The 18,811-nt window shown below is 70.2% G+C and carries 16 protein-coding genes and 1 tRNA gene; 11 read left to right on the forward strand and 6 right to left on the reverse strand.

Annotation, left to right across the window (positions count from 1 at the left end; translation table 11 throughout):
• The first annotated feature begins 108 nt into the window (after positions 1-108).
• The 6 genes from BG418_RS27660 (at position 109) to BG418_RS27685 (ending at position 4,362) form a co-directional block, all read left to right on the forward strand.
• On the forward strand, positions 109-897 hold the full coding sequence (locus BG418_RS27660; RefSeq protein WP_188276723.1) for a DUF881 domain-containing protein: 789 nt from the start codon (positions 109-111) through the stop codon (positions 895-897).
• 35 nt (positions 898-932) lie between these two features.
• Positions 933-1,610 (forward strand): class E sortase, encoded by a 678-nt coding sequence (locus BG418_RS27665; protein WP_188277234.1) that lies wholly within the window; start codon positions 933-935, stop codon positions 1,608-1,610.
• A gap of 67 nt (positions 1,611-1,677) precedes the next feature.
• Positions 1,678-1,854 (forward strand): hypothetical protein, encoded by a 177-nt coding sequence (locus BG418_RS27670; RefSeq protein ID WP_188276724.1) that lies wholly within the window; start codon positions 1,678-1,680, stop codon positions 1,852-1,854.
• Positions 1,851-2,489 carry an aminodeoxychorismate/anthranilate synthase component II gene (locus BG418_RS27675; protein WP_188276725.1) on the forward strand — a complete coding sequence of 213 codons (639 nt, stop codon included), beginning with the start codon at positions 1,851-1,853 and terminating at the stop codon, positions 2,487-2,489. Before BG418_RS27670 ends, BG418_RS27675 begins: the two co-directional genes overlap by 4 nt.
• Positions 2,486-3,607, forward strand: a complete 1,122-nt coding sequence (locus BG418_RS27680; protein WP_317453775.1) for a class E sortase — start codon at positions 2,486-2,488, stop codon at positions 3,605-3,607. The genes BG418_RS27675 and BG418_RS27680 overlap by 4 nt, the downstream gene beginning before the upstream one ends.
• Positions 3,608-3,627: 20 nt before the next feature.
• Positions 3,628-4,362: a class E sortase gene (locus tag BG418_RS27685; protein WP_188276726.1), complete on the forward strand. Its 735-nt coding sequence runs from the start codon at positions 3,628-3,630 to the stop codon at positions 4,360-4,362.
• A gap of 119 nt (positions 4,363-4,481) precedes the next feature.
• On the opposite strand, the gene pknB is transcribed toward BG418_RS27685, so the two are convergent.
• The 6 genes from pknB to BG418_RS27715 all read right to left on the reverse strand — a co-directional run bounded on the left by pknB (position 4,482) and on the right by BG418_RS27715 (position 12,602).
• On the reverse strand, positions 4,482-6,482 hold the full coding sequence (pknB, locus tag BG418_RS27690; RefSeq protein WP_188276727.1) for a Stk1 family PASTA domain-containing Ser/Thr kinase: 2,001 nt from the start codon (positions 6,480-6,482) through the stop codon (positions 4,482-4,484).
• 190 nt (positions 6,483-6,672) lie between these two features.
• On the reverse strand, positions 6,673-8,127 hold the full coding sequence (locus BG418_RS27695; RefSeq protein WP_188276728.1) for a penicillin-binding protein 2: 1,455 nt from the start codon (positions 8,125-8,127) through the stop codon (positions 6,673-6,675).
• Complete coding sequence (locus BG418_RS27700) at positions 8,124-9,539, reverse strand: FtsW/RodA/SpoVE family cell cycle protein (protein ID WP_188276729.1); 1,416 nt, start codon at positions 9,537-9,539, stop codon at positions 8,124-8,126. The genes BG418_RS27695 and BG418_RS27700 overlap by 4 nt, the downstream gene beginning before the upstream one ends.
• A gap of 26 nt (positions 9,540-9,565) precedes the next feature.
• On the reverse strand, positions 9,566-11,032 hold the full coding sequence (locus tag BG418_RS27705) for a Stp1/IreP family PP2C-type Ser/Thr phosphatase (RefSeq protein WP_188277236.1): 1,467 nt from the start codon (positions 11,030-11,032) through the stop codon (positions 9,566-9,568).
• Positions 11,033-11,164: 132 nt separating this feature from the next.
• On the reverse strand, positions 11,165-11,701 hold the full coding sequence (locus BG418_RS27710) for an FHA domain-containing protein (protein ID WP_188276730.1): 537 nt from the start codon (positions 11,699-11,701) through the stop codon (positions 11,165-11,167).
• A 10-nt stretch (positions 11,702-11,711) separates the two neighbouring features.
• Positions 11,712-12,602 carry a DUF3662 and FHA domain-containing protein gene (locus BG418_RS27715; protein ID WP_188276731.1) on the reverse strand — a complete coding sequence of 297 codons (891 nt, stop codon included), beginning with the start codon at positions 12,600-12,602 and terminating at the stop codon, positions 11,712-11,714.
• A 378-nt stretch (positions 12,603-12,980) separates the two neighbouring features.
• On the opposite strand from BG418_RS27715, the gene BG418_RS27720 reads away from it, so the two are divergent.
• From BG418_RS27720 to BG418_RS27740, 5 genes are all read left to right on the forward strand, one after another.
• Positions 12,981-13,063: transfer RNA gene (locus BG418_RS27720), tRNA-Leu, on the forward strand.
• A gap of 240 nt (positions 13,064-13,303) precedes the next feature.
• Positions 13,304-15,055, forward strand: a complete 1,752-nt coding sequence (locus BG418_RS27725; RefSeq protein WP_317453776.1) for a histidine kinase — start codon at positions 13,304-13,306, stop codon at positions 15,053-15,055.
• Positions 15,056-15,115: 60 nt separating this feature from the next.
• Positions 15,116-15,793: a response regulator transcription factor gene (locus BG418_RS27730; RefSeq protein ID WP_188277238.1), complete on the forward strand. Its 678-nt coding sequence runs from the start codon at positions 15,116-15,118 to the stop codon at positions 15,791-15,793.
• Positions 15,794-16,031: 238 nt separating this feature from the next.
• Positions 16,032-17,138: a hypothetical protein gene (locus BG418_RS27735; RefSeq protein WP_188277239.1), complete on the forward strand. Its 1,107-nt coding sequence runs from the start codon at positions 16,032-16,034 to the stop codon at positions 17,136-17,138.
• Positions 17,139-17,313: 175 nt separating this feature from the next.
• Positions 17,314-18,771: a DUF2252 domain-containing protein gene (locus BG418_RS27740; RefSeq protein ID WP_188276732.1), complete on the forward strand. Its 1,458-nt coding sequence runs from the start codon at positions 17,314-17,316 to the stop codon at positions 18,769-18,771.
• Positions 18,772-18,811 lie beyond the last annotated feature (40 nt).

Below are 18,811 nucleotides of genomic sequence, written 5' to 3' on the forward strand. Positions count from 1 at the left end.
CGCAGGAACTGATGGCTGGGCGGCGGCGGAGGGGCAACGGGGGATCACTGCTGCCCCCAGGCGTCCGTTAGCGTAGTGCTTCCGTGGCGCCGAAGGAGTAAGGGTACGTTGAGCAATTCCGCCGACTCCCCACAAGGGCTCCCTGATGAGCCCACTGGGCCTGGCCGCCGCTTGCGCGCACGCCCCGTCCGGCTGCTCTCCGCCGCCGTCTTCGCGCTGGCCGGACTGATCTTCGTGACCAGCTTCAACACGGCCAAGGGCACCAACATCCGCACCGACGCCTCGCTCCTGAAGCTCTCCGACCTGATCCAGCAGCGCAGCCACAAGAACGCCGAGCTCGACCAGTCCACCGCCACCGTCCGCGACGACGTCGACGCCCTCGCCCGGCGCGACAACGGCTCCACCAGGGCGCAGGACCAGCAGCTGGCCGCCCTCAAGGACGCGGCGGGCACCGAGAAGATCGTCGGCAAGGCGCTCACCGTCACCCTCAACGACGCCCCGCCCAACGCCACGGCCGCCCCCGGCTACCCCGCCCCGCAGCCCAACGACCTGGTCATCCACCAGCAGGACCTCCAGGCCGTGGTGAACGCCCTGTGGCAGGGCGGAGCCAAGGGCATCCAGGTCATGGACCAGCGCCTCATCTCGACCAGCGCCGTGCGCTGCGTCGGCAACACGCTGATCCTCCAGGGCCGCGTCTACTCGCCCCCGTACAAGGTGACCGCCGTCGGCGACACCGGGAAGCTGCGCCAGGCGCTCACCGCCTCCCCGGCGATCCAGAACTACCAGCTGTACGTGAAGGCGTACGGGCTCGGCTGGAAAGTCGACGAGCACAAGGCGATGACTCTGCCCGGCTACTCGGGCACAGTGGATCTCCACTACGCGAAGCCGGTGGGATAGCGCGGGGAGGGGGCGGGCCGGTGTCCGTTGTCTCGGTGCGGCTGGCCGTCAGGACGCTCAGCGAGCTGTGCATCACGGTCGGCGCCCTGATCGTCCTCTTCGTCGTGTACGTCCTGTACTGGACCGGGGTGAAGGCGGACAGCGCCGCCGCCGGCCAGATATCCGCCCTGCACCACCAGTGGGCGCGCACCCCCGCCACCAGCGCGCCCCAGCACACCTCGCCGCCCGCCCCCGCCCCGTACACCGGCGGAAAGTCCTTCGCCGTCATGTACATCCCCCGGCTCGGTACGGACTGGCACAAGCCCGTCCTGGAGGGCACCGGGGTGAAGGACCTCCAGAAGGGGCTCGGGCACTACGCGAGCACCGCGCGGCTGGGGCAGCCGGGCAACTTCTCGGTCGCCGGGCACCGGCGCACCTACGGCGACCCGTTCAAGGACTTTCCCGAGCTGCGGCCCGGCGACGCGGTGGTGCTCACCGACGGGACGACCTGGTTCACGTACCGCATCGACAACAAGCCGTTCCGGACCCTGCCGAGCGATGTCGGCGTCATCGACCCGGTGCCCGCCGAGTCGCCGTTCCGCTCGCCCGGCAGCTATCTGACCCTCACCACCTGCGACCCCGAGTGGGGAAGCAGCCACCGGCTGATCGCCTGGGGGCACCTCGACTCCACCCGGCCCGTCGCCCAGGGCAAGCCCCAAGCTTTGACCAGCTGACCCCGCGCCCACAGCCGTGCCCCTTAGTCTGGTGCGGTAACGATCGTCGGAAGGGACAGCGGACCGCATGTACGGCTGGATCTGGCGGCATCTGCCGGGCAACGCGTGGGTACGGGCGTTCACTTCGCTCGTACTCGTACTGGCGCTTGTCTATGTGCTCTTCCAGTACATCTTCCCGTGGGCGGAGCCGCTGCTGCCGTTCAACGATGTCACCGTCGACCAGGGGTTGGGAGCAGCCCGGTGAGCGCACGCGTTCTCGTCGTGGACAACTACGACAGCTTTGTCTTCAACCTGGTCCAGTACCTGTACCAGCTGGGCGCCGAGTGCGAGGTGGTACGCAACGACGAGGTGTCCCTGGAGCACGCCCAGGACGGCTTCGACGGCGTACTGCTCTCCCCCGGCCCCGGCGCGCCCGAGCAGGCCGGCGTCTGCGTCGACATGGTGCGCCACTGCGCCGACACCGGTGTGCCGGTCTTCGGCGTCTGCCTCGGCATGCAGTCGATGATGGTCGCGTACGGGGGCGTGGTCGGCCGCGCTCCCGAGCTGCTGCACGGCAAGACGTCCCCGGTCCTGCACGAGGGCTCCGGCGTCTTCCAGGGTCTTCCCTCGCCGTTCACCGCGACCCGGTACCACTCGCTGGCCGCCGAGCCCGCCACGCTGCCCGCGGAGCTTGAGGTCACCGCGTGGACGGCCGACGGGATCGTGATGGGGCTGCGCCACCGTGAACTGCCGGTGGAGGGCGTCCAGTTCCACCCCGAGTCCGTTCTGACCGAGCACGGCCACCGGATGCTCGCCAACTGGCTGGTGCGGTGCGGGGACACGGGAGCCGTCGAGCGGTCGGCAGGCCTGGCACCGGTGGTGGGCAAGGCCGCGGCGTGACGGCGGTCCGGCCCGAGCACGAGTACGACCCGCTGACGGACCATCCGGCGGGTCGGCACGGGTCGCCGTGGTTCCGGGCCGACAACCTGCCCGAGGCCGAGCCGGAGCCGTACACGTACAGCTATGCGCCGCAGGTGGCGGAACCCGACGTCTACGCGCGCGTGCCGGATGCGGCCCCGCAGGCGGACGCCTACGCGCGCGTGCCCGAAGCCGCACCCGAACCGGAGCCGGTGCTCGACGAGGCCTCCGTCCCCGTTCCGCTCGACGACTCGACCATGGCGCTGAAGCGAATAGCCGAGCCGCCGGCGCCGCCCACCGGGGGGCGGGCCGAGAGACGCCGGGCCGCCAAGGGCCGGGGACACCGGCCCCACGCGGCAGCTGCCAAGCCCGCGGCCCCGGACCGGCCGCTCACCCGCGCCGAGGCCCGCCGCGCCGCCAAGGCGCGCAAGGACAGCGCGGCCGTCGTCGCCAGCCGGGTCATCGGCGAACTGTTCATCACGCTCGGCGTGGTGATGCTCCTGTTCGTCACGTACCAGCTGTGGTGGACGAACATCCGCGCCCATCAGCAGGCGGGCAGCGAGGCGAAGAAGATCGCGCACGACTGGGCGAGCGGCAAGGCGCCCGGCGCGTTCCAGCCCGGCAAGGGCTTCGCCATCATGCACATCCCCACGCTGGACGTGGTCGTGCCGATCGCCGAGGGCACCAGCAAGACCAAGGTCCTCGACAAGGGCATGGTCGGCCACTACGGCCAGGGCAGCCTCAAGACCGCGATGCCGGGCGACCGGACGGGCAACTTCGCGCTCGCCGGGCACCGCAACACCCACGGCGAGCCGTTCCGCTACATCAACCACCTCAAGCGGGGCGACCTCGTGGTCGTCGAGACGCAGCAGGCGTACTACACGTACGCCATCACCAGCTCGCTCCCGTCCACGAGCCCCAAGAACGTCTCGGTGCTCAAGCCGATCCCGGTCGGCTCCGGGTTCACGGGGCCGGGGCGGTACATCACCCTGACGACCTGCACCCCCGAATTCACGAGTACGTACCGAATGATCGTGTGGGGCAAGATGGTCGACGAACGACCGCGCAGCAAGGGCTTGCCCGACGCGCTCGCCGGCTGACTAGACGACAGACAGGTGCGGTGGCAGTGAGGACCGAGCACGACGAGCAGCAGACCGAAGCTCCCGCCCCGCCGCAGGCGCGCCGCCGCGGCGCGGTCGCCGGGGTCGTCAGCGTCATCGGCGAGCTGCTGATCACGGCCGGGCTGGTGCTCGGCCTCTTCGTCGTCTACTCGCTGTGGTGGACCAACGTGATAGCGGACCGTGAGGCCGCCAGGCAGAGCAAGGACGTGCGCCGCGACTGGGCCAACAGCGGCCCCGGCGCCCTCGACACCAAGGGCGGCATCGGCTTCCTGCACGTCCCCGCGATGCACAACGGCGAGGTGCTGGTCAAAAAGGGCACCGGCACCGACGTCCTCAACGGTGGCGTCGCGGGCTACTACACCGACCCGCTGAAGGCGGTCCTGCCGCAGGCGGGCGGCAACGGCAACTTCACGCTGGCCGCGCACCGGGACGGCCACGGGGCGAAGTTCCACAACATCGACAAGATAAGGACCGGTGACCCGATCGTCTTCGAGACGAAGGACACCTGGTACGTCTACAAGACGTTCGCCGAGCTGAAGGAGACGTCGAAGTACAACGTCGACGTGCTCCAGCCGGTCCCCAAGGAGTCGGGCGTGAAGAAGCCGGGCCACTACATCACGCTGACGACCTGCACGCCCGTCTACACCTCCGACTACCGCTACATCGTCTGGGGCGAGCTGGTCCGCACCCAGAAGGTCGACGACAAGCGCACCAAGCCGGCGGAGCTGCGCTAGCGCCTCCCCGGCCCGGTCGGTCCGCAGGGGAAAGCCCCTGCTCCGGTCGTACGTACGGGAAAGCCCCGGCCCCCTCGAAGGGGACCGGGGCTTCTCGTTGCCGGAGGGCGCGTGGCCCGTCAGCCGCCGGAGGGGCCGCCGAACGGGAAGCCGCCGCCGCCGTTCTGGTTCTGACCGCCGAGCGTCGTCAGGACGATCGCGGTGGTGGCCGGGTCGGACGGGGTGCTGGCCGTCGGGGTCTGCGAGGTGACCCTGGCCTTCTCGTCGTTCGAACTGCCCGGTGCGAACTGGATGTTGCTGAACCCGGCCGCGTTGAGCATCTCGGTGGCCTGCTTGACCGTCTTGCCGAACACGTTCGGCACGGGGGTCTGCACGGGCGTCTGCGGGCCCTTGGAGACCTTCAGGACGATCTGGACGTCCTTCGTCTGGTTGGTGTTGCCCTTGGGGCTCTCGTCGACGACCTGGCCCGCGGGCTGGGACCCGTCGACGTCCTGGCGGGACACGCTCGTGAAGCCGAGGCCGTTGAGCTGCGCCACCGCCGCGTTGTAGTCGGTGCCGACGACATCGGGGAGCTTCGTCGTCTTCTTCTTGGCGATCGAGAGGGTCACGGTGGAGCCCTTCTCGACCTGCTGGCCGCCCTGCGGGTCCTGGGAGACGACGGTGCCCTCGTCCTGGTCGGCCTCGACCGTGGTGGTCTTCACGTCGAAGCCCTTGCCCGTGAGGATCTCCTTGGCGTTGTCCTGCTTCTTCTCCGTGACGTCCGGCACCTCGACCTTGGGCGCGCCGGCCGAGACGACGACCGTGACGGCTTCGCCCTTCTTCAGCTTGCCGCTGGTCGGGGTCTGGCTGCAGATGTTGTCCTTGGGCTGGTCCGCGCAGGGCTCCGTCTTGGAGACGGTCAGCTTCAGACCGACGTTCGCCGTCAGCGTCTCCGCGGACTTCTTGGTCTCGCCGACCAGCTGCGGCACCGGCACCTGGCCGCTGTCGCCGCCCCCGCCGCCGAAGACCGACTTGCCGATCAGGATCGCGCCGACCAGCACCAGGACGCCCGCGAGCACCAGCAGGATCGTCGAGGTGTGCGACTTCTTCTGGCGGCGCCGGTCCGGGCGGTCGTCGTAGCCGTAGCCGCCGTCGTCCGGGTTGACCGGCGGCAGCATGGACGTCTGGCCCGCAGCGTCCGTCGGCCGCAGCGCGGTGGTCGGCTGGTCCTGGGGGCCCGAGGTGTACGCGTCGTAGCCGCCGTAGCCGACCGAGCCCATGGCGGCGGTCGCCGCGACCGGCTGGCCGTCCAGGCACGCCTCGATGTCGGCGCGCATCTCATCCGCCGACTGATAGCGGTAGTCCGGGTCCTTGACCAGCGCCTTCAGGACGATGGCGTCCATCTCGGGCGTGATCTCGGGGTCGAAGTTGCTCGGCGGCTGCGGCTCTTCCCGTACGTGCTGGTAGGCGACCGCGACCGGCGAGTCGCCGACGAACGGCGGCCGCACGGTCAGCAGCTCGTACAGGAGGCAGCCCGTCGAGTACAGGTCGGAGCGGGCGTCGACCTGCTCGCCCTTGGCCTGCTCCGGGGAGAGGTACTGGGCGGTGCCGATGACGGCGGCGGTCTGCGTCATCGTCATGCCGGAGTCGCCCATGGCCCGCGCGATGCCGAAGTCCATGACCTTGACCTGGCCGGTGCGCGTCAGCATGACGTTCGCCGGCTTGATGTCGCGGTGGACGATGCCGGCGCGGTGGGAGTACTCCAGCGCCTGGAGGATGCCGACGGTCATCTCCAGCGTGCGCTCGGGCAGCAGCTTGCGCCCGGAGTGCAGCAGCTCACGCAGGGTGGACCCGTCGACGTACTCCATCACGATGTACGGGATGGAGATGTTGTCGACGTAGTCCTCGCCGGTGTCGTAGACAGCGACGATCGCCGGGTGGTTGAGCGAGGCGGCGGACTGGGCCTCACGGCGGAACCGGGCCTGGAAGGACGGGTCGCGGGCGAGGTCGGCCCGCAGCGTCTTCACGGCGACAGTGCGGCCGAGCCGGGTGTCGTGCGCGAGGTAGACCTCCGCCATGCCACCACGGCCGAGCACCTGGCCCAGCTCGTACCGGCCGCCGAGGCGACGCGGCTCTTCCATAACGTTCCAGCCCTCTCCGTCAGTCCCGACCGCACCCGTGTGTGTGGTCCGGCGGTGTGCTGTTCGCGCATACGCTACCGGGCAGCGGTGGCGGATCAGTCCCCGACCGTCAGCTGATACCGGACCGGTACAGGGCGCGAGCGACGTTTCACGTGAAACGAGGACCGTTTCACGTGAAACATCCCTCACGTCACTTCTTGAGCACCGCCTTCATCACGGCCTTGGCGATCGGGGCCGCCAGGCCGCCACCGGAGATGTCGTCGCGGTTGGCGTCGCCGTCCTCGACCACCACGGCGACCGCGACCGGGGAGCCCTGGTCGGTCTTGGCGTACGAGATGAACCAGGCGTACGGCTTCTCGCTGTTGTTGAGGCCGTGCTGGGCGGTACCGGTCTTGCCGCCGACGGTGACCCCGTCGATGGCGCCCTTCTTGCCCGTGCCGTCGGTGACGACGTTCTCCATCAACGCCTGGACCTTCTGGGCGTTGGCCGCCGTCAGCGGCTGGCTCAGCTTCTCCGGCTGGGTCTTGGAGAGGACGTCCAGGTTCGGCGCCTGGAGCTGGTCGACCATGTACGGCTTCATCAGCTTGCCGTCGTTGGCGACGGCGGCGGCGACCATGGCCATCTGCAGCGGGGTGGCGCGGTTGGAGGCCTGGCCGATGCCCGCCATCGCGTTCTGCGGGCGGTTGTCCTTGGGGTAGATGCTGGCGTCGGCCCGCACCGGGGTGAAGATCTGGTCGTTGAAGCCGAACTTGTCGGCCTCGTCGATCATCTTCTTGTTGCCCAGGTCATCGCTGATCTTGCCGAAGACCGTGTTGCACGAGTACTGGAGAGCGGCCTTCAGGGTGGCGTTCTCACAGGGGATGTTGCCCTCGTTCTTCAGCTCGCTCGTCGACTGCGGCAGCTTGTACGGCAGCGGCGAGCGGGTCGGCTCGTCGATGCTGGAGTACAGGCCGTTCTCCAGCGCCGCCGAGGCGGTGACCACCTTGAACGTGGAGCCGGGCGGGTAGGTCTCGCGCAGCGCCCGGTTCAGCATGGGCTTGTCTTTGTCGTCGAGCAGCTTCTGGCGGGCGTCCGAGTCGGCCTTGGAGTTCCCCGCGAACACCGACGGGTCGTACGACGGCGTCGAGGCCAGGGCCAGGATCGCGCCGGTGCGCGGGTCCAGGGCCGCGACCGCGCCCTTCTTGTCGCCCAGACCGTCGAAGGCGGCCTTCTGGGCGGCGCTGTTGAGGGTGGTGACGACGTTGCCGCCCTGCTTCTTCTCGCCGGTGAACATCGACAGCGTCCGGTCGAAGAAGAGCCGGTCGTCGTTGCCCGAGAGGATCTTGTCCTCGATGTTCTCCAGCTGCGAGGAGTCGAAGGCCTGCGAGTTGTAGCCGGTGACCGGCGACCAGAGGGTGCCGTTGTTCCAGGCGCGCTTGAACTTGAAGTCGCTGCCCTGGGTCTCCTTGGAGGAGGTCATCGGCTGGCCGTCGGCCGTGATGATGTTTCCGCGCTCGTGGGCGAACCGCTCGATCTGGACCCGGCGGTTGTACTTGTGCGCGTTCAGCTCGTCGGCGCGCACGTACTGGAGCCAGTTGTCGCGCAGCATCAGGGCCATGATCAGCAGCCCGCAGAAGATCGCGATCCGTCGCAGGGGCTTGTTCACGGTCGGACCACCTGGGTCATCTCGGCGTCGGGGGAGGGGGCGGGCGCGGGCGCGGGGCGCCGGGCGGTGTCGCTGATCCGGATGAGGATGCCGATCAGCGCCCAGTTGGCGATCACGGAGGAACCGCCCTGCGCCACGAACGGCATGGTCATACCGGTCAGCGGGATGAGACCCATGACACCGCCGGCGACCACGAAGACCTGGAGCGCGAACGCTCCCGAGAGACCGATCGCCAGCAGCTTGCCGAACGGGTCGCGGGCGGCGAGCGCGGTGCGCACGCCCCGCTCCACGATCAAGCCGTAGATCAGCAGGATCGCCATCATCCCGGCCAGGCCCAGCTCCTCGCCGACCGTGGAGAGGATGAAGTCGGCGTTGGCGGCGAAGCCGATCAGGTCGGAGTTGCCCTGGCCCAGGCCCGTGCCCATGGTGCCGCCCGAGCCGAACGACATGATCGCCTGGCCGATCTGCTCGCAGGCACCGGTGGTCTTGTAACAGGCGAAGGGGTCCATCCAGGCGTCCACACGCAGCTTCACGTGCGGCTCGAAGGACGCCACCGCGACCGCGCCGACCGCCGACATCAGCAGACCGAACACGATCCAGCTGGTGCGCTCGGTCGCCACGTACAGCATGACGACGAACAGGCCGAAGAAGAGCAGCGAGGTACCGAGGTCGGTCTCGAAGACCAGGATCAGGATCGAGATGCCCCAGATCACCAGGATCGGACCGAGGTCACGCCCGCGCGGCAGATACATGCCCATGAACCGGCGGCTGGCCAGCGCAAGAGCGTCCCGCTTGACCATCAGATAGCCCGAGAAGAACACCGCGATGATGATCTTCGCGAACTCACCGGGCTGGATCGTGCCCATACCGGGGATCGAGATCCAGATCTTCGCGCCGTTCACCGCCGGAAAGAACATCGGCAGGATCAGCAGGAACAGCGCCGCCGCCATCGAGATGTAGGTGTAGCGCTGCAGGATCCGGTGGTCCTTGAGGAGCATCAGCACGGCGATGAACAGCGCCACGCCGATCGCGGTGTACAGCAGCTGCTTGGGCGCGTCCGGATGGAACGCGCCGAACTGGCTCTTGGCCCGCTGGATCAGCCGCGGCGACTGGTCCAGGCGCCAGATCAGCACCAAACCGAGCCCGTTGAGCAAGGTGGCCAGCGGCAGCAGCAGCGGATCCGCGTACGGGGCGAACTTGCGCACCACGAGGTGTCCGACGCCTGCGAGCAGCCCGAGGCCCAGCCCGTAACCGAGCATGCCGGAAGGCAGTTTGCCGGTCATGGCCAGGCCCACGTTGGCGTACGCGAACACCGGGATGGCGACGGCGAAGACGAGCAGCGCGAGCTCGGTGTTGCGGCGGCTCGGTGCGTCGATCGCGCCGATGGTGGTCGTGTTGGTGACAACGCTCATGGTGTGGAAAGGCCCCCTACGGCTGCCTACTGCTTACCGCACTGCGGGACCAGCTTCTGCTCATCCTCCGAGAGGCTGGGGCCGGGCGTGGGAGTGGCGGTGGTCTTGGTGGAACCGGGCTTGCCGGACGGCGACGGTGAGGCCGTCGTGCCGGTCTTCGGCGGGTTCTGGCTCTCGGCGGCGCGCCGCTGTTCGTCCTTCTTGCACGCCGACGCCTGCGTCGACAGCTCGGTGATCTTGGCCTGGGCCTTGGAGAGGCTGCTCTCCGCGATCGTCGACTCGACCTGCTTGCGCTGGTACGGCGGCAGGTACTTGAGTTCGATCTCGGGGTGGTCGGTCTCCACCTTCGACAGCTTCACCCAGGCAAGGTCCTGGCTGATGCCCTGGTAGAGCGCGACGTGCTCGTCCTTGGTGCCGACGAAGTACTGGGTCTGCGTCCAGCGGTAGCCGCCGTACAGACCGCCGCCGACCACGGCGAGCGCGAGCACGATGTAGGCGGATCTGCGCAGCCACTTGCCACGCCGGGGCTTGACGAAGTCGTCGTCCGTGTAGGCGCCGAAGGCGCCCTCGGGCGGGGCGCCGTAGCCGGAGTCGTCCCCGCTGCCGGGCGGGCCGAAGCCCCCCTGCGGCGGGGTCGGACGGCCGAGCCCGGAGGCGCGGCCCGCCGGGGTCTGCATCGCCCCGCCGTCGTTGAGCTGGAGCTGGTTCTCGGCGACCGCGCCCACGATCACCGGGGTGTCGCTGAGCTGGCCGGCCAGGGTGTCGCCGGAGTCGACGTCCAGGACGTCGGCCACGATCACCGTGATGTTGTCCGGGCCGCCGCCGCGCAGCGCGAGCTGGATCAGCTCCTGCACGGTCTCCTGCGGGCCCTGGTAGCTGGCGAGGGTGTCCTCCATCGTCTGATGCGAGACCACCCCCGACAGACCGTCGGAGCAGATCAGATAGCGGTCGCCCGCCCGCACCTCGCGGATCGACAGATCCGGCTCGACATGGTCGCCGCTGCCCAGCGCCCGCATCAGCAGCGAACGCTGCGGATGCGTGGTCGCCTCCTCCTCGGTGATGCGGCCCTCGTCGACGAGCCGCTGCACCCAGGTGTGGTCCTGCGTGATCTGGGTGAGCACACCGTCGCGCAGCAGATACGCGCGCGAGTCGCCCACGTGCACCAGGCCCAGGCGCTGACCCGTCCACAGCAGAGCGGTGAGCGTGGTGCCCATCCCCTCCAGCTGGGGGTCCTCCTCGACCATCATGCGCAGCTGGTCGTTGGCGCGCTGCACCGCCGTACCGAGCGAGGTGAGGATGTCGGAGCCGGGCACGTCGTCGTCGAGCGTGACCAGGGTGGAGATCACCTCGGACGAGGCGACCTCGCCGGCGGCCTGGCCGCCCATGCCGTCGGCGATCGCGAGGAGGCGCGGACCCGCGTAACCGGAGTCCTCGTTGCCCTCGCGGATCATGCCCTTGTGGGATCCGGCGGCGAAGCGCAGGGAGAGACTCATGCGCACCTCGCCCGTCGGCTCGGGGTACAGCCGGTCTTGTCGAGCCACACTGCCCACCCTCCGGTCGGGAGCCCGCCCCGGTCCGTCGTCCGGACCGCCGCGGCTCGCTCGCTCCGCTCGCTCATTGTCGTACTACTTCCGCAGCTCGATGACGGTCTTGCCGATGCGGATCGGCGCGCCCAGCGGAATCGGGGTCGGGGTGGTGAGCCGGGTCCGGTCCAGGTAGGTGCCGTTGGTGGACCCGAGATCCTCGACGATCCAATTGCCGTCCCGGTCCGGGTAGATCCTGGCATGCCGACTCGACGCGTAGTCGTCGTCGAGGACGATCGTCGAGTCGTGGGCCCGGCCCAGCGTGATGGTCTGGCCTTGCAGCGCCACCGTGGTGCCGGTCAGCGTGCCCTCGGAGACCACCAGCTTGGTGGGGGCTCCGCGGCGCTGGCGGCCGGCGGGCGCGGGCTGCTGGCCGCGCTGCTGCGGCGGCGCGGCAGCGGCAGCAGCGGCCTGCCGGCCGGTCTGCTGGCGGCCGGTGTCGCCGCCCCGGCGCGAACCGCGCTGGGTGACGCGCGTGCCGAACAGGTCGCTGCGGATGACCTGGACGGCCACGATGACGAACAGCCACAGTACGGCGAGGAAACCCAACCGCATGACCGTGAGGGTCAGCTCTGACATTGCCCCCGCTTCACCCTTCGGCTTGCCGGTAAACGATGGTGGTGCTGCCCACGACGATCCGCGAGCCGTCGCGGAGCGTAGCGCGGGTGGTGTGCTGCCCGTCCACCACGATGCCGTTGGTGGACCCGAGATCCTGGATCGTCGAGGGCGTTCCGGTCCGGATCTCACAGTGCCGGCGCGAGACGCCGGGGTCGTCGATCCGCACATCGGCGTCGGTGCTGCGACCCAGCACCAGCGTCGGGCGGGAGATCTGGTGGCGGGTGCCGTTGATCTCGATCCAGCGCCGTACCGGGGAGGACGCCATGGGACCCGGAGCCGCCGGACGGCGGTCCGCTCCCGGACGGGCGGGGCCGCCGTTCCCGCCGGGCGGCGGGGAGGCCGGCATCGGCGGCGCGGCGGCCGGCGGATAGCCGTAGCCGCCGCGGCCCTGGGGGGACTGCGGCGGTGCGGCGGGAGCGGGACGCGCGGGGCTCTGGGGCCGGCCGCCGAACTGCTCCTGCTGGCTGTGCAGGTCCTGCTGGTCGGTGCTGGAGGCGAGGGTGCGGCTGCGCACCCGGTACAGGCCGGTGTCGAGATCGTCGGCCTTCTCCAGGTGGACCTTGATCGGCCCCATGAACGTGTACCGCTGCTGCTTGGCGTAGTCGCGGACCAGGCCGGACAGCTCGTCGCCCAGCTGGCCCGAGTACGGGCTGAGCCGCTCGTAGTCGGGCGGGCTCAACTCGACGATGAAGTCGTTGGGGACGACGGTCCGCTCACGGTTCCAGATCGTCGCGTTGTTGTCGCACTCGCGCTGGAGGGCGCCGGCGATCTCGACGGGCTGGACCTCGGACTTGAAGACCTTCGCGAAGGTGCCGTTGACCAGGCCTTCGAGACGCTGCTCGAAACGCTTCAGGACTCCCATGGGGCACCTCCTCCGTCGATGTCGTCCTGGTACTGCTTACTGATCGTATCCACGCGTCGGGAAATCGGCTGGTTCCCCTTCTGTGACCGGTGGACGAGTGTCACCTCTCACACGGATCGTAGAGGTGGCCTCCTGACAGTGTCCCGCACCCGGGGTGCACCGTGGAGGAGTGGGTGGCGCCGCTATGGGTTGCCCCGCGGTCCCTGTGACGTTCCTGTGAGTCCCCCTGCCGTCGCGTCGGCCCGTCTCCTCTCCTCCTCTTGTGCCCCCCAGGGCCGCCGGAAACAACGGATGTGAATCCACCCTGCGCTGCGTGCTAATCTTCTCGACGTCGCCAGGGAAACGGACCGAAACGGTTCGAAGAACTGGACACCACTCGGGCGAGTGGCGGAACGGCAGACGCGCTGGCTTCAGGTGCCAGTGTCCTTCGGGACGTGGGGGTTCAAATCCCCCCTCGCCCACAGAACGGAAGCCCCGCTGGTCATTGACCGGCGGGGCTTCCGCGTTTTCGCGTGCGCTTCTTCGCGGACGCGTGACCGTGTACGCGGTGATGTTCCCGTACGTACGGATCGGCGCGGCGGATTGGCGCGGCGGACCGACGGTGCGGACCGGCGAGGCGGATCGGTGCGGAGACTTTCGTCTCGGCGGGGCGCGACCAAAGAGAGCCGTCGGGGCCGGGGTCCGCTGCCTAGGGTGCGGGCGTGGATGTGTCATCGAGAATCCGGGACGGCCTGCGGGACGCCAGACGCCGGCTGGCCGGGCCGGAGCGCTGGTCGCGCCGCAGGATCGTCGGCGAGTCGGCGCTCGCCCTGTGCCTGGCGGCACTGGCCGGCGGGCTGAGCTCGGCGATCCACGGCGGAGTGGTGCTGCCGGGCCTGGAGGCGGCCGCCGTCCTCGTCCTGTCGCCGCTGCGCCGCCGCTTCCCCGCGGGTGTGCTGGTCGCCACGTCCGCGCTGGTCGGGGTCAGCCCGGCGGCCACGCTGCTGCTGTTGATCGTGGCCTGCTCGTCGGGGCGGCGGATCATCGGGGCTGGGCGGGCGCTGTTCGCGTTCTGCGGCGGCTTCGCCGCGTATCTGGCGGTCACTCAGATCGCCGAGCACGGAGACGGGCCCCCGCTCCTCCTCGGTCTGTTCGCGGCGCTCTTCTTCATGATGACGGCCGTCGTGCCGGGCCTCGCCAGCCGTTACTGGTACCAGCGGCGCACCCTGCTGCAGACCATGCAGGAGCGCAACACCCAGCTGCTGCGCGAGCGCGCGATGGTCGCCGGACAGGCCAGGCTGCGCGAACGCCAGCGCATCGCCCAGGACATGCACGACAGCCTCGGCCACCAGCTCGCGCTGATCTCCGTGCATACGGGGGCGCTGGAGGTCGATCCCGCGCTGACGGGCCGCCAGCGCGAGGCCGTGGGGGTGCTGCGGGAGGCATCGGTCGCCGCGATGCACGAACTGCGCGAGGTCGTCGGCATCCTGCGCGACGGCGTCGAAGCCCCGGACCACGCCGACGAGGCGCAGCGCGCGGCCCGGGGCACCGCCGGAGTCGAGGCCCTGGTGGCGGCCGCGCGGGCGGCGGGCACCACGGTGGAGCTGCGGGAGACGGGGGAGCCCCGGCAACTGGCCGCCGCCTCCGACCACGCCGCGTACCGGATCGTCCAGGAGGCGCTCACCAACGCGTACAAGCACGCCCCGGGCGCCCCCATCGCGGTGGAACTGCGCTACGAGCCCGACTCCCTGGTCGTCGAGGTCGTCAACGGGCCCGTGGCCGGGCCACCGTCGGACGAGGTCGTCAGCGGCGGCCAGGGCCTGACCGGGCTGCACGAGCGGGCCCGACTGGTCGGCGGGATGGTCCACACCGGGCGCACCCAGGACGGCGGCTTCCGGGTGGCGGGCGTCCTGCCGTACGGGGCGGCGGAGGCGGCGACCTTCGTCGACGCGGGGGACGACTTCCGGCAGCAGTCGCGAGAGCTCCCGCCCGGCGACGGTGGTCCGGCCGGTACGACGCGGACCGGCCGGCACCCGGTCGGTCGGCGCGACGGCTGGGACGTCGACCTGAAGGTCGCGGAGAGGGAGTTGGCCATGAGCAGCAGGAGCAGGGGCGGCGGCATCGCACTGGGCTGCGGGATCGCGTTCGCGGCGATGGTGCTGCTGGTGGTGGCCGCGGGCTTCGCGCTCTTCTTCGTCGCCGGGTCGGCGGACAAGGGCATGATCGACCCGGCCGAGTACGAGAAGATCAAGGTGGGCACGGCCGAGCAGGACGTACGCGCCCGGCTCCCGAAGGGCGACACCTTCCTCACGACCGGCCTGTCCGGCAAGGGCCCGGCCGAGCCCGCCGGGTCGTCGTGCCTCGTGCTGATGTCCTCGGAGGTCGGCGACAGCCTGAAGACCGAGCCGGTGTTCCGGTTCTGCTTCAAGGACGGCAAGCTGATCGAGAAGAAGGCCTACGACGTCGAGCGGTAGCGCGGCGCCAGGACGGGAGCAGGAGTGACGGGTCCACTCGGTCCGGGCGACACGGGCGATATGCAGGGCGTACGTGGGTCGCACAGTCCGCGTATCAAGGTCGTGATCGCGGACGACGAACCGCTGATCCGCGCGGGAATCAGGATGATTCTCACGTCGGACCCGGACATCGAGGTCGCGGCGGAGGCGGCGAACGGCCGCGAGGCCGTCGAGGCGGCGCGCGCCCACGCCGCCGACGTGGTGCTGCTCGACATCCAGATGCCGGTGATGGACGGGCTGACCGCGCTGGCCGAGCTGCGCAGGACGACCCCCTCGGTGCACGTGATCATCCTCACGACGTTCGGCGAGCGGGAGAACGTGCTGCGGGCGTTGGAGCACGGTAGCGCCGGTTTCCTGCTGAAGGACACCGCCCCGGCCGAGCTGATCCGCGCAGTACGGGCGGCGGCGGCCGGGGATGCCTATCTGTCGCCCGCCGCGACCCGGCATGTCGTGGACCAGCTGGCCACGGGGCGCGCGGCGGCGCGGGGCGAGCAGGCGCGGCGCCGGGTGGGCGTGCTGTCCGAGCGGGAGCGGGACGTGCTGGCGCTGCTCGGCGAGGGCCTGTCGAACGCGGACGCCGGAAAGCGGCTCCATATGAGCGAGGCCACGGTGAAGACGTACGTGAGCCGGATCCTGGCGAAGCTGGAGTGCGAGAACCGGGTGCAGGCGGCTCTGCTGGCGCGGGACGCGGGGTTGTAGCGGCGCTGTAGCGGGCTGGGTCGGCGTGGCTTTGGCCTTCCTGGGGCCCGACCGGTGCCCGCGCGGTGCGTTGTTTCACGTGAAACATCGGCGTTGGCGGCGGCGATGCGGGTCGTGGGGCAGCAGTCGGCGGTGATGGCTGGCTGCAGGCTCTGATCTGGGCGTTCGCCCTTTCAAAGAAGTGGTTGTAGAGTACAACGTATCGCTTGAGTTGTATAAGCCAACCATTGGAGTCGTGGTGTCCGCCGGTACCGCTTCCAGCCCCCTGCGTCATGTGCTCGGCCATCTCCTCACCCCCCTGCTGATGTGCATCGGGATGGGCCTCGCCTACCTGGGGGCCTTCCACAGCCCGCAGGCGCACGACCTGCGGGTCGACATCGTCGGGTCGGGCCCCAGCGCGCAGGTGCTCGCCCAGACCCTCCAGGACAAGGGCGCGGGCGCTCTCGACGTCCGTACCGTGCCCGACCGGGCCTCGGCGGTCCACGCCCTCGAACAGCAGCAGGTCTACGGCGCGTACATCCCCGGCGCGAGGCCCGAACTGCTCGTCGCCTCCGCCTCCTCCGACACCAGCGCCACCGCCGTCGAGAAGGTCTTCACCAAGGTCGCGGCGGCGCAGGACGCGCCGCTCAAGGTGACCGACGTGACCGACCTCGCCAAGGGCGACCCGACCGGGCAGGGCATCTTCTTCCTGCTGGTCGCGCTGAGCATCGGCTCGTACGCGTCCGTCGCGGTGATCGGCGGCGCCGGTGCGGTCCTGCCGCTGCGGATCAGGGCGCTGCTGGCGCTGGGCATGTCGTTCCTGGTCAGCGGCATCGGCGCGGTCTTCGCGGGCCCGATGTTCCACCTCGTCGACCACGGACTCGGTGGCGTGTGGGCCATGTCGTGGCTGTACTCGGCCGGGATCCTGCTCATCGGCGTCGGGCTGCACACGTTCCTGAAGCGGTGGACCACGCTCGGCGTGATGGTGCTCTTCGTGATGCTCAACTTCACCAGCTCCGGCGGCATCTTCCGCCCCGAACTCCAGCCCGGCTTCTTCGGCGCGCTGCACGCCTTCTGGAACGGCGCCGGATTCGTCGAGGGCACCCGCAGCCACGTGTACTTCGCGGGCCACGGCCTCGGCGGCCATGTGCTGGTCCTGACCCTGTGGTTGCTCGCGGGCATCGCGCTGGTGGGTATCGCGGCGCTGGCCGAGGCGCGAGCGCGGCGGGGTGCGGTGGCGGCTGCGGGAGCGGCGCAGGGTGCGGCTGCGGTGAGTGGCGGCGCCGAAGGCCGGGGCGAGGTCCGGGAAGGTGCCGGAGAGGACGAAGAGGTCGAGGAAGAGCTGGAGGAAGCGGTCGCTGTCTGAGCGGACAAGTCCGTGGACAACGCCGCAGACAATCTGTGGACAACTCCCGCCGGTGGCCTGCCGTATGGCCGCCGACGGGAGTTATCCACAGGGGGAGACGCCCATCGTCCACCGCCTGTACGGTCATGGCAGTCGAGCTGTTGATGTTGTACGAGGACGGGGGAGGCGGCGCGCGATGAGCGATGTCGAGGCGGTGATTCCGGTACTGCGAGCGGTGCCCGACGGCGGGCAGATCCGGATACCGCAAGTGCCGGGCTTCCGGCACCGCAACGGCCGGGGACCGGACCGCACGCCCGGCTCGCCGAAGGGCGACGGCAAGGCGCTGCGCGACCGCGTGCCCCGCTCCTCGCACGACGCGCTGGCCCTCTCCGCCGACCGGCCGGACGCCGTGCGCGCCGTCGAGGAGTCGAACCGGGGCCGGGTGGCCGAGCTCACCCCGATCCGGGTCGGCCGGATGGCCGCCTCCCCGTTCGCGTTCCTGCGCGGCGCCGCCGGACTGATGGCCCACGACCTGGTCGGCACCCCGACCACTGGCATCGGCGCCCAGCTCTGCGGCGACGCCCACGCCGCGAACTTCGGCCTCTACGGCGACGCGCGTGGCGGACTCGTCATCGACCTGAACGACTTCGACGAAACCGTGCCCGGCCCCTGGGAATGGGACCTCAAGCGCCTCGCGGCCTCACTCGTCCTGGCCGGCCGGGTCGCGGGCGCCGACGAGGACACCTGCCGGGCCGCGGCCTACGACGCGGTCGGCGCCTACCGCCGGACCATGCGGCTCCTGGCGAAGCTGCCGGTGCTGGATGCATGGAACGCGATAGCCGACGAGGAACTCGTCTCCCACACCGACGCCCGGGACCTGCTCGGCACCCTGGAACGGGTGTCGGCCAAGGCCCGCAACAACACCAGCGCGCGCTTCGCCGCCAAGGCGACCCAGCAGAGCCTCGACGGCCACCGCAGTTTCGTCGACGCGCCGCCGGTACTGCGCCGGGTGCCCGACGCGGAGGCCGCCGCTGTCGCCGCCTCGCTCGGCGAATACCTGAAGACCCTGTCGGAAGACCGCCTGCCGCTGCTCGCGCGGTACGCGATACACGACGTGGCCTTCCGGGTCGTCGGCACCGGCAGCGTCGGAACACGCTCGTACGTGGTGCTGCTCCTCGACCACCGGGGCGAGCCCCTGGTGCTCCAGGTGAAGGAGGCGCGCCCCTCCGCCCTGCTGCCGCACCTGGCGAAAGCAGGATTCCACGCGCCGGAGGTGGGCCACGAGGGCCGCCGCGTGGTCCTCGGCCAGAAGCGGATGCAGGTCGTCAGCGACATCCTGCTGGGCTGGACCACCGTCGATGAACGGCCCTACCAGGTACGCCAGTTCCGCAACCGCAAGGGCAGCGTGGACCCGGCCGCGCTCGCCCCGGACCAGCTGGACGACTACGGCCGTATGACGGGCGCACTGCTCGCCCGCGCCCACGCGCACAGCGCCGACCCCCGGCTGATAGCCGGGTACTGCGGCAAGAACGAAGAGCTGGACGAAGCCGTGGCCGGCTTCGCGGTCCACTACGCCGACCGCACGGAGGCCGACCACGCCACCCTGCTGGCCGCGATCAGGGACGGGCGGGTGGGGGCGGAGCTGGGGGTGTGAGGCGGGGGGCGGGGAGGGGTGGGGGGAGGGGGAGGGAGGG

It is taken from the genome of Streptomyces sp. CBMA152, from assembly GCF_014596475.1.
Taxonomy (GTDB): Bacteria; Actinomycetota; Actinomycetes; order Streptomycetales; family Streptomycetaceae; genus Streptomyces.

Excerpts from the sequence above, each read along its gene's own strand:
- BG418_RS27670 (WP_188276724.1), top strand. The coding sequence starts at position 1,678 with ATGTACGGCTGGATCTGGCGGCATCTGCCGGGCAACGCGTGGGTACGG.
- pknB (WP_188276727.1), bottom strand. The coding sequence starts at position 6,482 with ATGGAAGAGCCGCGTCGCCTCGGCGGCCGGTACGAGCTGGGCCAGGTG.
- BG418_RS27700 (WP_188276729.1), bottom strand. The coding sequence starts at position 9,539 with ATGAGCGTTGTCACCAACACGACCACCATCGGCGCGATCGACGCACCG.
- BG418_RS27705 (WP_188277236.1), bottom strand. The coding sequence starts at position 11,032 with ATGAGTCTCTCCCTGCGCTTCGCCGCCGGATCCCACAAGGGCATGATC.
- BG418_RS27710 (WP_188276730.1), bottom strand. The coding sequence starts at position 11,701 with ATGTCAGAGCTGACCCTCACGGTCATGCGGTTGGGTTTCCTCGCCGTA.
- BG418_RS27715 (WP_188276731.1), bottom strand. The coding sequence starts at position 12,602 with ATGGGAGTCCTGAAGCGTTTCGAGCAGCGTCTCGAAGGCCTGGTCAAC.
- BG418_RS27730 (WP_188277238.1), top strand. The coding sequence starts at position 15,116 with ATGCAGGGCGTACGTGGGTCGCACAGTCCGCGTATCAAGGTCGTGATC.
- BG418_RS27740 (WP_188276732.1), top strand. The coding sequence starts at position 17,314 with ATGAGCGATGTCGAGGCGGTGATTCCGGTACTGCGAGCGGTGCCCGAC.